Raw genomic sequence first — 14,175 nt, forward strand, 5'->3', positions numbered from 1 at the left:
AAATAAGAAAAAGGATTTCACTAAATGACGGAGGTAGGGTATATGCTGAAAGATTTTGATTTTTCCAGTGTAAAAGTTGAAAAGGTGAAACGTTCCGAATTGGGCGAAGATTTGGCAAAACTTCAACGACAGCTAAAGAAAACAGACTCTAGAATGTTAGTCATCGTGGATGGTTGGGAGTCGTCAGGAAAAGGTTTTGTGTTGAAAGATTTGACCCGTGAATTGGATCCTCGTTACCATGAAGTCAGTGTATTCGAAAATCCAACCGAAGAAGAAGAAAACCGGACATTTTTGTGGCGCTTTTTTAGAGCGCTTCCCAAAAAAGGAAACATTGCCTTTTTTGATCGCAGTTTCTATTTTCAAATATTAAACGAACTGCAGTTATCAGATAAGAAAATGGAACATTATTTAATGGATATCAGTTTGCTTGAACGTTTACTGACGGCAGACGGCACACTCGTCGTTAAGTTATTCCTTCATCACAAAGAAAAAACAATGAGTAAACGAATTAAAGAGTTGGATACTGATCCTTTACGGAATTTTTTAATCTCCACGAACGATAAAAATCAACTGAAACACTACAATAATTATTTGAATCATTTTGATAATGTACTGAAAATGACGAATTTTGAATCTTCACCATGGAAAATCATCCCAACAGAAGATTTGAAAGATGCATCAAGATTAAGTCTTAATTACATTATTGAGGCCTTAAGGAAGCATTTGGAGACTTCAGAACAAATACCTTCATTCAACGATGAGTGGAAACCAGAGCTTATCAAGAGTGAGAAACCACTCTACGAGCTTAATCTGGACAAAAAAATAGCCATCGAGGAGTATGATGCCAAGAAAGAAAAACTGCAAGAAAAAGCAGGAGAACTTTTATACCATTTATGGATAAACAAAGTTCCATGCTTGATAGTTTTTGAAGGAACAGACGCAGCAGGTAAGGGCGGAGCAATCCAACGCCTTTCCCGGCATATGGATCCTCGGGGTTATGATGTCGCAACTACTGCAGCTCCAACAGAATATGAGAATAATTACCATTACCTGTGGCGCTTCTTCGATACTTTTCCAGAAAAAGGGCGACTCACAATCTATGATCGTAGTTGGTATGGCCGCGTACTGGTGGAACGTGTTGAAGGTTTCACCCCTGAAAAACGCTGGAAAGATGCTTATGCTGAAATCAATGAAATGGAACATAATTTAATTCACGAAGGGCATTTGCTATTAAAGTTCCTCGTTGTTATTGATAAGAAAGAACAAAAGCAACGTTTTGAGGCTCGTCAAAATGATCCAGAAAAAAACTATAAATTAACTGATGAAGATTGGCGAAATCATGAAAAATTTAACGAGTATGAAGCCGCCATGAATGATATGATAGAGAAAACAAACACGAGCGAAGCGCCGTGGACAATTGTAGAAGGAAACCAGAAAGAGTATGCCCGTATTAAGGTATTGGAGACATTTATTAAAGAAGCTGAAAAGTTTCTAAAGCAAATATAAAGTCACCAGGGCGAATCGAACCTCCTTGGACTTAGGCATACTCAATAAATAACTGGGGGAGATAAGGTGTTAGAAAAAAAACATGTAACGGTCTTCGTTACAGGAGGTATTGCCGTTTATAAAGCGGCTGATTTAGTGCGGAAATTTATTAAAGCTGGAGCTGAGGTACGGGTTGCAATGACGGAAAGTGCGACGCAGTTTGTCCAACCACTGACATTTCAAATATTATCACGCAATGAGGTATATACGAACACATTCGATGAAAAAGAACCTGAAAATGTATCACATATCCATCTGGCGGATTGGACCGAATTAGCAGTCATCGTACCGGCAACAGCTAATATTATCGGTAAAATGGCGAATGGGATTGCTGATGATATGGTATCTACGACGCTAATGGCAACAACAGCACCGCGTCTAATTGTCCCAGCCATGAACCAAAATATGTTGGAAAATCCCGCGACCCAAGCTAATTTAGTCAAATTAGAGGGTTATGGTTACACAATCATGGAACCTGATACAGGTTTCTTGGCAGAAGGCTACGAAGGAAAAGGGCGCATGCCTGAACCCGAAAAGATAGTTGAAGCAGCTCATCAGTTAGTTTTAAGTAGAGCAGTCGATTTACCGCTTGAAAACAAAAATATCATAATATCAGCTGGTGGGACGATTGAACGGATAGATCCGGTTCGTTATATTACCAACGATTCATCCGGTAAAATGGGACATCGATTGGCAGAGGCAGCAAGGGACTTGGGTGCGAATGTCACTTTAGTTACTGCATCAAAATTAGAACATCCGTTCGGAATGAACGTTGTGCCAGTTCAAAGTGCACGGGAGATGCAAAGCGCCATCATGGACAAATTCGAAACAGCGGATATCGTTATAATGGCAGCCGCTGTATCTGATTATCGACCAAAAACACAGGCTGACAAAAAAATGAAGAAAGCACACCAAGACATTCAAATTCTACTTGAGGAAAACCCAGACATATTAGCAACTATGGGACAGCAAAAAACGCATCAGTTTTTGATTGGATTTGCTGCTGAAACAAATGATGTTGAGATGTATGCAAAAGATAAACTTAAACGTAAGAACGCAGACATGGTTGTTGCAAATGATGTGTCCAAGGAACACGCAGGATTCAACAAGGATACAAACGAAGTAATTATTTATCAACCTGATCAAGAACCAATCCATATTAATACAAACACAAAAGCCGAGATTGCTAAAGAAATATTATATACAGCAATGAATAGTATAAAATTGTAAAATATTTATACAGGAAAACAGCCAATTCGAAAATTACACGAATATGGCTGTTTTTTTACCTGAATACGGTAGTAGAGGGATTACTTATTTTATATAGTTAACTTAGTATAATATATATTATGTAAACTAAAATAAACATAAATAAAAGGCCTTGATTACTACGTACTTTATAGTAACCTATGCTCTTCTGCCCGATATGAAAACACAAAGATTTCTGCTATTATATTTTTCTTTACATCTTAAAGACTTTTGAAGCATCTATGATCTTTTAGATGTTGAATCTTTTGCCGCTCATGTCTTTCTTTAATTGTAGCCATACATGATTCTTTATTAGCTAAATCGACCTGCATATAATTTCTATTGATTACTGAATTTTTATGTGCTCTTAATAGCTTTTAAGTTGAATCATGCGTAAATGTAAATTAAACGAGCATTTAATTTACGGAAGCAGATTCTGCCTAAGATTTAAGCAATAGTAAGAAATAACCAGAAATTAACTGAGTAATAGTTTTGTTTTCGCATTGTGCTATAATCGACTAATGAGATTTTAATTTTGAAAGGAGAATGAAGATGGAATTAGGGACAAATGCTCTTATTCAAGCCCCCTCGTTACTAGGATTATTGCCTTTAGTGGTCTATATTGTGCTAATTTTTCTGAACCAAAGTAATCTTTTTGCTACTATTATTGGAATTACAATTGGCGCTGTTTTAATTGGCCACGATTTAGGGACGCTTGCTGGTGATTTTGCTGCTAGTTTGGGTTCTTTTGTTGCAACAATTGGTTTTATTATCATGCTGGGAGCAGCGCTTGGGCGATTAATGAATGCCAGTGGCATTACTGAAACATTGGTCTATTGGATTGTCAGCGGTTTAAAAGTCGACTCTAAAAATAAAGGTCGATTTGCACTTATGCTTATATCAATCATTATTTGCGGTCTTTTAGGGACACTTGGCGGCGGAAATGCGATTATCGCCCCGATAGTCATCCCTGTATTGGCAAGTATCGGTCTAACGCCTACAACTACAGCATTAATTCTTAAAAATGCCGGTGAAGTCGGTTTGATTTGGGGACCTTTGACAGGTGTTACACTTGCAATGCTGGAGTTAACCGATATGACTTACGGTGAATATATGTTCTTTGCTGGCCTACCTTTTGGTCTTTTATGGTTAGCCGGAACTTGGATTGCATCTATTTATGTACAGAAAAAAACAGAAACCCACGAACAATATGATCTCACGCAAGCTATCGACTTTGACAGTTACGTTGTCAGTTCACGCGAAAGAAACGCCACACTTGCTTTTATTATTTCTTTTTTGGCGCTGGTTATTTTCGGTGTTGTCACCGGGCAAGGTACAAGTTATGCAATTATCGTGATGATTATTTTAATGGTTATTGTCGCCCTCTTCGGTCGTATCCACCCCAAAGTTGCAGAGAAGAAAATCGTTGAAGGTGTTGCCAGCATGGCCGACCTCTTCCTTATCTTCATCACCATTGATGTCTTACTTGAAATGGTGACAGTAGCTGGGGGCTTTGAAGCTTTATCTGAATTGCTTCAGACAACCTTCACAAACATTAGTGCACCCGCGGTTATGCTGATTTCAGCTGTTGTCGGTGGACTGGGAGTAGAGGCTGCCGCTGTAGCCGAGCTACAAATTATTACGGACATGTTTAAGCCGATGATTGAATCTTCTGGTTTACCATTACAGATGTTTGCCCTTTCTCTGCTTTCAGCAACACGCCTAACTGGCAGTATCTACCCTACTTCAAACATGATCGGACAATTAGGTATCGCTCAATCATCCAACACAAAACTCATGCTTCAGGGAAATTGGTTGAGCATCGGTCCTCTGGTTATCTGCATCATCATCTGGGCATTTGTCGGAGTTAACTTTTTCTAGTCGCAAAGGAGGAAATACAATGAAATATATTGATTTACACGCAGATACGATTCTGCCTTTAATGCAACATGGCGACCAAGCTTCGTTGTATGATGATCCTGAAACCCATATTAATATCCAGAAGCTACAAAAAGGCGATGCTTTAGCACAATGCTTTGCTGTATGGTTACCAGACAGTAATTTTGATTTGATGGATGTCGACCCCCTCTTCAGTCCACAAAACCACGAAGAAGATATGGCTTATATCCATCAAGCTGTGAACCGTTTAAATAAGGAAATTAACGCCAATAGCGCGCATATTGCTTGGGCAAAAAACGCTTCGTCTATACGTGAAAACCATGAAAATGGCAAAATATCGGCAATCCTCACCTTGGAAGATGCTCGTGCGGTAAATGACTCACTTGATAATCTCACTTACCTACATCACTTAGGATTTAATATGATGGGTCTTATCTGGAACCATGAGAACTGCTTCGGATTTCCGAACTCCCTTAACCCTGAATTGAATCAGAAAAGTTTAAAAAAATTCGGAATTGAAGCGGTCCAGTACATGAATGATTTAAATATTACGATTGATGTATCGCATCTTAATGATGGTGGAATTACGGATGTTTTAGAGCATAGCCAAAAACCCGTTGTGGCGACACATTCAAATGCCCGCGCGCTAGCACTGCATTCGCGTAATTTGATCGACGAACACATCAAAGGAATTGCAAATACTGGCGGCGTTATTGGTCTGTGTATTTCGCCCCGTTTCTTAAACGGTTCAGGCGATGACTCCACTATCAGCGATATGATTCGTCATCTAGATTATCTGTATAATAAAGGTGGCGAAGATGTTTTGGCAATCGGAACCGACTTTGACGGGACAACCGGTCGCTTTGAAATAGGCTCTCCAGCTGAGGTGCCAAAACTATTTGAACGCTTAGAGCAGCACGGATGGCCTTTAAAACGTATTGAAAAACTTGCTTATCAAAATGCACTGCGTATTTTTGAAAAGTAAGCAATAAAAGAAGTATCTTGATAACGTCAGAATGGCTCCGTTGTCAAGATGCTTCTTTTGCGCTTCCCACATGAATACACTTATCCTCTAGAATATAACTGGATACGTTCGTATTAACTGATTTGGCTCGTTTAAATCAATGACTCGGGCACCTTTAGGTTCAGAGCCGTAAGTGTTATAACCGGTACTTTGTCCATATACAAGATGGATGCCTTTATATATACCGTGAAAAGAGTTGTCGTGATCATGTCCGACAAACATGCCCCAAACTTCCTTATTTAGTAGCATTTCTAAGAAGAATCCGCTATTGACTTCTGGAGAAAACACACCGTTATCAAATGGAAGTGAGTGGCTATTTTTTTCATCAGGATCACTTGTCCAGTTTAAGTTCATGGAGATATCTTCATTGAAGTTACCATCAACGATGTTTTGACTTGATAACCAATATTCCGGAAGTGGGATATGCTGAAAAATCAGGTTGTTCTTTACTGGATTCTGGCGTTTATATAACGCAGCTGTTTTCTGGAACCACGAGATTTGTTCGGGTAATACCCAAGCATAATAGCTATGTTCGGTGTTTGAATAATCTCCCGAATCAATCACATAAAACACATTTTTCACTTCGTCGCTCATGGAATCCAACAGCTCAATCACATAGCTTTCACGATTCTCAACAATATGAGCATTCTTCTTGGCTACAGTGTTGACTCCAAATTGATTGCAAATTGTTCGTAATTCTTCTCGTGACACATGTTCTTCGGTGTCGTGATTTCCAAAAGTAACTGCATAAGGGATATGAAGACTTTCTGCGAAGATGATAAATTGTTTAAAGCTTTCTTTTGGGTTTGGTGCGTTATGATTGCTCATCGAATAGACAATATCCCCGGTAAAAATCAGTAAATCTGGCGTATGTTCTTGAACGACTTTATCTATAGCGGATAAGGTGTTTTTGTCATGGCTGTTAAAGGGGTACTCACCCAAGTGCAGGTCCGTAAATTGTATGATTCTGAAATTTCCGGATTTGTTATATTTTAATTTCATACAGCTATCCCCTTCAATCTGATTTTAACCAATAAAAATTAAATCTTTCTTCAGTAGGTATAAGTCAATTGTCTCACCGTCGGCATGGAAATTTACGCTTCGATTCAGCTTGTCAATGACGAGTTCTTCACCATTAATATCAACAAAAAATCTTAAAACTGAGCCTAGCATTGATGAACGGCGAACGACCCCTTGAATGTGGTAAGCCTCCCCTGCTAACTCCTCTAACTGAACAGTTTCAGGTCTTACTGCTATTAACTGATGTTCTATCCGCTCGCCAAAAATAGTTTCGAATTGATTAGACGTGTATTTATTAAGATTACCGATAAATCCTGCCACGAATTCTGTGTTAGGTGCCCGGTAAATATCTGAGGGTGCCCCCTCTTGCTCTATATTTCCATTGTTCATGACAAATATTTTTTCTGACATTGTCATAGCCTCTTCTTGATCGTGCGTGACCAGAATAACTGTAACACCTAATTTTTTTTGGATATCCTTGATTTGTTGACGTAACTCGACTCTAATTTGTGCATCCAAAGCTGAAAGCGGTTCATCTAGCAGTAATACATCAGGTTCAGTTACTAATGACCGAGCCAAGGCAACACGCTGTTGCTGCCCTCCTGATAACTCACGTGGATAAGCACCCTCTCTCCCCTTCAAACCTACGAGTTCAATCATTTCTAGCGCTCTACGCTCTTTCTCATCTTTTGAAACTTTCTTGATATCGAGTCCAAATTTAACATTTTCGATAACCGACATGTTTGGAAATAAGGCATAATGTTGGAAAACCATCCCTAAATTACGATTTCTTGGCTCCAACTCGGTTACTTCACGTTCACTAATATATACATGACCACTATCAATCTCTTCAAGTCCGGCAATAGAACGGAGCAAGGTACTTTTTCCAGAACCAGAAGGCCCTAGGAGTGTATTCAGTGTGCCCTCTTCCATTGTCAGTGATAAATTATTCAGAACCACATTGTGCCCATAACTTTTCGTCAAGTTCTTAATCTCAATATACGCCAATTTAAATACGTGCTCCTCTCTTTGTTGAGCGGCTTGTTAAATTAAGCCCTATGATAGTCATAACCGTTACAATAACAAAATAACTGATAACGATTGCGGAAGTATAATGGCCGCTTCTCGTCATGTTTTGGCGCAAAAATATTTGAATATTCGGGAAAGAGCCTCCAACTAAAAGATTTAAAATCCCAAACTCGCCAAATAACGTACTGAATCTAAACAAGGCAGAAGCAATTATACCGCTACTTATATTTGGTAAAATGACTTTCTTAAAAGCTTCGAATTTAGAAGTCCCTAATATTTCTGCAGATTCTACTAAAGTACGCGCATCCACTGCTCGTAAGCTATTCCTGGTTCCTAATTGGATAATGGGAAAACCGCCCACGATATATGAACCAACTACAAAGACCAACATCGGGATACCTGTCCTACTGTAAGCACTCATTAATGACATTGCCGAAATGACAGCTGGGACTGAAAATGACGCAATAACTAATGTGTCCAACACCCACATCCACTTGGGATGATAGATATAAATTACAAATACAGTAGGTACCACTAACAAAACCGTACCTATTGTTCCCAGTGCGGACAGTAATAACGTCCGGAACATGGCTCCATAGAAGTTTTCATCACGAAACAGTTGTGCATACCAATCTAACGTTAAGCCTTGTGGGAGTATTGTAGTAGTCCATCCTGTTGCAAACGAATAGGTAAATGTTCCCAACAGCGGGATAATCAAATAAAGAACAATACCAAGTATGATGAGATTAAAAAATAGCTTTCTAATAAATGCATTCTTTTTCATGATTATCAAACTACCCTCCTACTTCTTTTACTTAACCATTGGCCTAACCCCATGTTGATAAATAAGATGATCCCCAATACAACTGAAATCGCTGAGCCCACTTCAGGCAATGCAAAAATATCACCTTGGATGGTATTTGCTATGTTAATGGCAATCATATTGACACTTGTGCCTGTTAAGGCCACTGCAGTATCGTATGTTCCAATGGCATTAGCAAACATCATTGCAAAAACCCCGATTATACTTGGAAATAATACCGGGAAACCAATCTTTAACCAATATTGAAGAGAAGTAGCGCCCAAGATGTACGCTGCCTCTCTCCATTTTTTATCCAGTGCATCATAGATTGGAAGCAATAGCGTAATGCCCATTGGAATTTGAAAGTATACAAAGCCAAGTAATAATCCTCCGACCGAGTAAACACTAAAGTTTTCAAAAATATCCGAGTTTGTTACTTTCGCAATATTTGTCAAAATTCCCGCATTTCCCAATAAGAGGATTAAACCAAACGAAAGCGGAACGCCGACATAGTTTGCTGTTAAATTAGCCAGGGTCAGGAAAAATTGTTTTAATCTGGGCATGTAAGAATAGATGCCGTAAGTAGCCAAAACAGTAATGATTAAACCGATAACACTTGATATGATAGCTAGTGTTATCGAGTTTTTAAAACCGCTGATATACTGATATTCCGAAAAAATACGGATATAGTTATCCAACGTAAAGGCCCCCGTACTTGTATGTTGAAAACTTGATAGGATCATTACAACTGTAGGATAAATTAAGATACCAACGACAATCATGAAAAAGATGGCCATAATGATATAAAAGCTTTTAAGACCAGTCCTTTTTTTCATAAACACTCACCTTCCGTGCATCGACACATTAATTCATTTTACTGATAACATTCTCTTGCCACATGTTTCCTAATTGTGGTAGTAATTCGTCCCAAGCTGCTGAATCTTCAACTGGATAGACTTCAGCGTCTTCATACTCACTATCCGGTAACAACGCTGCAGCTGCATCCTCATCTAATTCAACCTCACGAATAGGGCGGGCATGACCACGTGCCAAGTTATTTTGTCCCTCATCAGAAAGGATATATTCACGTGCGAGAGCAGCAGCATGAGGGTTTTGTGAGTAACGATTTAAGATGGTCGTGTAACCGGACATCGCAGCCCCATCTTGTGGAATTACTACTTGGAAGCGATCTTCTCCTAATTCATCTTGTAAAGCTAATGCGTTAAAGTCCCACATCGGTACAACTTGATGCTCCCCGGCTTCCATAGTAGCCGTATCATGACCTTGAACGTTTAACCGTCCTTCCGATGCCAATGTGCCAAAGAAATCCAATCCCGGTTGTACATCCGACTCAGTCCCGCCAAAAGCTACAGCTGCCGACAACAAAGCAAATTGGGATTGGTTCGCAGAGCTCACGTCCCCCATTGTAAATTTATATTCGCCATCAAGTACTTCTTGCCATGAAGTTGGCACTTTGCCATCTGTAGCTTCAGTATCAATAACAAAAGCCATTGTTCCTGTATAAGACAACATCCAGTACCCTTCACCTTCCGCATCTTTTGCCCAGTCAGGAATCTCATCGTAATAAGAGGTCTTATACGGTAGTAATAATTCACGTTCTACAGCTTCAGGACCAAAAGCAATGCCAACATCCCCAATATCAGCTGAAGCATTATCCTTTTCATTTTCAAAAGTGGCTAGTTCTTCTGCAGATGACATATCTGTATCAACGTGTTCCAATCCATGAATTTCGTTTAAATCAGCCCATGTTTCTTCCCAGTTTGCCCACGTATCTGGCATCCCGACGGAATTGACTTCTCCTTCTGTTTCAGCCGCTGTAATTATTTCTTCAAGTGACATATTATTTAAATCCAGTTCTTCATTAGCTGCTACATTCTGATTCCCACATGCTGCCAGTAATAATGCCGAAGCACCTAAGACAGATAGCGAAGTAAAACGTTTCATTAAGTTATTCATTTTTTTCCTCCCATAATTCCTGAATTATGCTTTTGTTTGTTGCTATAAATAACTTATCAAACGAATGTAAATTCTAAAGGCACATTAAGTAAAGGTTCTGTTAACAAATGTTAAACATTGTAAATCAGTGTTAAGTTTAGGTATACATGGTGTTTTTAAAAAATCTATTTGTTATGATGACTGAAATGTCTATCATATTTAATGGAGGGATATCATTGCTAAAAGAAGAACGCCAAGAGATGATACTGGATTACATTAAGCTTTACGGTTCCGTTAAAACGGCAGAATTAACGAAATCATTTAACACGACACGCCAAACAATCCATAATGATTTGGATATTCTGAGTGAAAAGGGTAAATTAAAAAGGGTCCACGGCGGTGCAGTTCGGATAAGTAAATCAGAAGAACCGTCAATAGAAGCACGCAGGAATTCCAACCTGACGGATAAAATCATAATCGGGCAAGTTGCTGCCAGCTTTGTGAATGAAAGAGACACGATATTTTTGGATGTCAGTACCACGGTTAATGAAATGATTCCCCACCTTCTTGCGTATGAGCATTTAACGATTGTTACCTATTCCTTGGAAGCGGCTTATCTATTAAGCAAACAGACCACGTTTGATATTATTATGATTGGCGGTCGAATGAGGAATCGTGATTTGGCTACCGAAGGAACACAAACGCTTCAATCATTAAGAAATATTTTTGTTGATAAATGTTTTTTAGGAGCCGGCGGTGTCTCAATGGTAGCGGGAATAACCGATTACCATTTTTCCGATTCCGAAATTCGTAAAATTATGATTCAAAACGCTACTGAAGCCTATATCCTCTTTGATTCATCCAAAATAAATACAATAACGATCTCTAAATATGTCGATTTTGATACTGTCCATCAATTGATTTCCTATGATATCCGTGATACGGATTTTCTCAATTTTTTGAATGAGAACCAAATACCTTTTATTGATGCTAAAAATAATTTACGCAGCTAAAATTAAGCGCAAAAAAACAGTTATCATATTAGAACGCATGTCTAATTTGCCAACTGTTTTTTTGCTTCTATTATCAGAACCCCATATCCACGGTTGCGTACACGTTGTTGATACTCTCTTGGGTAATGCCAATATAACGTAACGTTACTGCTTGTGAGGAATGCTGAAAAATGGTTTGGAGTAAACTGATATCAACGCCTTGCTTATATGACAAATAACCAAACGTTTTACGTAATGAATGGGCACTCAAAGGTGTGATGCCGATCATATCACCCGCATGAGATATAATACGATGCGCCTGCATACGCTGGATGGGCTGATCAGGATTTTTTTCCGAGAAGAAGATATAATCATCATTCTTTAATTGTTCTTTTTTTACGTATAGCTTTATGGAGTGACGTAATTTGGGATGCAAATACAACATTTTCTTTTTCTTGGTTTTCTTTTCCTGTACCCAGACAAATTCCTGCTTATGAACATCACCGACTTTTAAATTTAAGATATCGCTGATTCGCAATCCGGTTCGTAAGCCGAATTCAAGGAGGAGGCGATTTTTGGATTCTGGTGGATAAACCTCCATCAAATTTTTTATCTGCTTTTTTTGTTTTATGGGATATGTGAAATTCATGGCTATCTATTCCTTTGAAAATAATATTTTTGTTTGTGATTTAATGAACGAGTGATTGGTACTCTACTAGATACCGGTAAAAAGGGTGGTTTTACCTGTTAAAAGCGCTTTTTGAGCATAGACCTGGCATTCTGCCCTTTTAGTGTACCATTTAACCCCTTGCTATATCAATCTTTTATATGATACACAATTGTAATTGTGTATCATAATTATTTTGGAGCGTTTTAAGCCGATTTCAAATCAGTTTATGGATAAGTACCCATGAAACAGCCGTAAAAGCCCTTATTTTAGAAGTGACTAAAATATGCCAAAAAAAATAAACGAAGAAAAGCAAAATAGCTCTTCTTCGTTTATTTAATCTCATCTTTGTGACTATTTCATGATATATGAATAAATCAGCTTGAAGGTATTTTCAAGCGCATCAATATGTGTGCGTTCCATCCCATGACTGCTCGCAACTCCGGGACCGATCAATGCTGCACGGATGTTTGCCCCACCACGGAGCGCCGCAGAAGCATCACTTCCATACATTGGGTATATATCGACAGCGTAATTTAATTTTTCCTTTTTTGCCATGTCGATCAAGTTTGTGGTCATTTCATAATCGTAGGGCCCTGAAGAGTCTTTGGCGCAAATGGAGACGTCAAACTCCGTACAATCGAGATCCAATCCGATGCACCCCATGTCAACAGCCAGCAACTCACTAATGTCTTCCGGAATCCAAGAAGCACCATGTCCAACTTCTTCGTATGTTGAGAAGATAAAGGTCAGATTAGTTGCGGGTTGGATATTTTCTTTCTTTAACATACGAAGAATACTCACCAAAATTGAGACTGAAGCTTTATCATCTAAAAAACGTGATTTTATATATCCGGATTCAGTAACCACAACTTTAGGGTCATAAGCAATGATATCGCCATTTTGAATACCAAGCTTCTTGACTTCCTCTTTATCTTTCACGCGTTCGTCAATTTTTACGACTAAATTATCAATGTCGCGTTCTTTAGTGGCTGCATCTTTAAAGACATGAACAGAGGGTGTATTAGAAAGGATAGTTCCTGTATACACTTTGCCGTTACGCGTGATGATGTCGCAGTATTCTCCGTCCAGCGTCGGCGTTAAGGGCCCCCCTAATTTTGTTAAAGCCAAAGTTCCGTCACTATTAATTGAGCGCACCATTAATCCTAAAGTATCTATATGCGCACTCAGTCCCCGTGTGACAGTTGTATCTTTCCCACTAACCTTGACGATGACATTTCCTTTTGGGGTTTTATCGGTATTATATCCGAATTCTTCGAGTGTTTTTTGCAGGAAATTCGTCGCATCTTTTGTATAGCCGGATGGACTGTTAATAGAAAGTAATTCTGTTAAAAATGAAAGTGTCTCTTCTTTATTGAACATGTTTTATTTGTATGAACACTAATCAAATGTCCATACACTCCTCTCCTTTTTCTAGAAATCAAGTACATCTATTATATCACTAAAAAAAAGAACCCGTCCTTTTTGGACAGATTCTTTCATGAGGGTTTGTAGTAAATTTTATAACTTGAAAGATTAACCGTTACTACATAAATCATGTTCAATAAAACCAATGGGTGTAGGTCCGGCAATACCTAGCATAACAAAACACTCTTGAGAATTATTGGTCATGCCATGTTTTTCTCCTTTTCTTGCTACGACAATATCACCGGCTTTAATTTTAACCTTTTGACCGCATTCGGGATAGTAATCTGCTTCGCCTTGGATGACAATCCATATATCATCTGCTAGAGCATGAGAATGAATCGGTAGTGTTTGACCTGGGTACATACACCATACAGCCCCAACAGTATTCTCTGTTTCGTAAAATATTTCTTTATTTGCTGTTTGTTTATTAAATTTTTTGATTGATGGCCAATGGAATATCCGATTTGATAACTGTTCACGGGAAACTTCTGTTAGATTCATCGTCCATTCTCCTTAATTTAGAATTTTTTTCTGCAGACACAGCGACATCGTGATAGATCATTTA

General features: G+C 38.7%; 13 protein-coding genes. 5 read left to right on the plus strand and 8 right to left on the minus strand.

All coding sequences use genetic code 11. The features are described from left to right. Nucleotides 1–42: 42 nt before the first annotated feature. The 4 genes from ACTVAI_RS06330 to ACTVAI_RS06345 all read left to right on the plus strand — a co-directional run bounded on the left by ACTVAI_RS06330 (nt 43) and on the right by ACTVAI_RS06345 (nt 5,677). Nucleotides 43–1,506: a phosphate:AMP phosphotransferase gene (locus tag ACTVAI_RS06330; RefSeq protein WP_443486179.1), complete on the plus strand. Its 1,464-nt coding sequence runs from the start codon at nt 43–45 to the stop codon at nt 1,504–1,506. Between the two features lie 66 nt (nt 1,507–1,572). After that, nucleotides 1,573–2,775, plus strand: a complete 1,203-nt coding sequence (coaBC, locus tag ACTVAI_RS06335) for a bifunctional phosphopantothenoylcysteine decarboxylase/phosphopantothenate--cysteine ligase CoaBC (protein ID WP_443486180.1) — start codon at nt 1,573–1,575, stop codon at nt 2,773–2,775. Nucleotides 2,776–3,417: 642 nt separating this feature from the next. After that, nucleotides 3,418–4,674 carry a TRAP transporter large permease subunit gene (locus ACTVAI_RS06340; protein WP_443486181.1) on the plus strand — a complete coding sequence of 419 codons (1,257 nt, stop codon included), beginning with the start codon at nt 3,418–3,420 and terminating at the stop codon, nt 4,672–4,674. A 19-nt stretch (nt 4,675–4,693) separates the two neighbouring features. Further along, a complete protein-coding gene (locus ACTVAI_RS06345; RefSeq protein WP_443486182.1) occupies nt 4,694–5,677 on the plus strand; it encodes a dipeptidase in 984 nt (327 codons plus the stop codon). 87 nt (nt 5,678–5,764) lie between these two features. On the opposite strand, the gene ACTVAI_RS06350 is transcribed toward ACTVAI_RS06345, so the two are convergent. The 5 genes from ACTVAI_RS06350 to ACTVAI_RS06370 are packed head-to-tail and all read right to left on the minus strand — an operon-like array spanning nt 5,765 to nt 10,544. Next, nucleotides 5,765–6,718, minus strand: a complete 954-nt coding sequence (locus ACTVAI_RS06350) for a metallophosphoesterase family protein (protein WP_443486183.1) — start codon at nt 6,716–6,718, stop codon at nt 5,765–5,767. A gap of 24 nt (nt 6,719–6,742) precedes the next feature. Beyond that, the gene (locus ACTVAI_RS06355; RefSeq protein WP_443486184.1) at nt 6,743–7,720 is read right to left on the minus strand and encodes an ABC transporter ATP-binding protein; all 978 of its coding nucleotides are present in this window, start codon (nt 7,718–7,720) and stop codon (nt 6,743–6,745) included. A gap of 25 nt (nt 7,721–7,745) precedes the next feature. Then, nucleotides 7,746–8,549: an ABC transporter permease gene (locus ACTVAI_RS06360; RefSeq protein ID WP_443474320.1), complete on the minus strand. Its 804-nt coding sequence runs from the start codon at nt 8,547–8,549 to the stop codon at nt 7,746–7,748. Between the two features lie 5 nt (nt 8,550–8,554). Beyond that, entirely contained in the window at nt 8,555–9,403 is an 849-nt protein-coding gene (locus ACTVAI_RS06365) for an ABC transporter permease (RefSeq protein WP_443474321.1), read from the minus strand. A gap of 28 nt (nt 9,404–9,431) precedes the next feature. Further along, nucleotides 9,432–10,544, minus strand: coding sequence for an ABC transporter substrate-binding protein (locus tag ACTVAI_RS06370; RefSeq protein ID WP_443474322.1), 1,113 nt, complete (start codon nt 10,542–10,544; stop codon nt 9,432–9,434). Between the two features lie 215 nt (nt 10,545–10,759). Here ACTVAI_RS06370 and ACTVAI_RS06375 point away from each other — a divergent pair, with 215 nt between their 5' ends. Next, nucleotides 10,760–11,536 (plus strand): DeoR/GlpR family DNA-binding transcription regulator, encoded by a 777-nt coding sequence (locus tag ACTVAI_RS06375; protein ID WP_443486185.1) that lies wholly within the window; start codon nt 10,760–10,762, stop codon nt 11,534–11,536. 73 nt (nt 11,537–11,609) lie between these two features. On the opposite strand, the gene ACTVAI_RS06380 is transcribed toward ACTVAI_RS06375, so the two are convergent. From ACTVAI_RS06380 to ACTVAI_RS06390, 3 genes are all read right to left on the minus strand, one after another. Then, nucleotides 11,610–12,164, minus strand: a complete 555-nt coding sequence (locus ACTVAI_RS06380) for a tyrosine-type recombinase/integrase (protein ID WP_443474324.1) — start codon at nt 12,162–12,164, stop codon at nt 11,610–11,612. A gap of 372 nt (nt 12,165–12,536) precedes the next feature. Then, a complete protein-coding gene (locus ACTVAI_RS06385; protein WP_443486186.1) occupies nt 12,537–13,565 on the minus strand; it encodes a M42 family metallopeptidase in 1,029 nt (342 codons plus the stop codon). 153 nt (nt 13,566–13,718) lie between these two features. Then, nucleotides 13,719–14,111, minus strand: coding sequence for a cupin domain-containing protein (locus ACTVAI_RS06390; RefSeq protein WP_443486187.1), 393 nt, complete (start codon nt 14,109–14,111; stop codon nt 13,719–13,721). Between the last annotated feature and the right edge of the window lie 64 nt (nt 14,112–14,175).

The sequence above is a fragment of the Jeotgalibaca sp. A127 genome, assembly GCF_052266745.1.
In the GTDB taxonomy this organism is placed as follows: Bacteria; Bacillota; Bacilli; order Lactobacillales; family Aerococcaceae; genus Jeotgalibaca.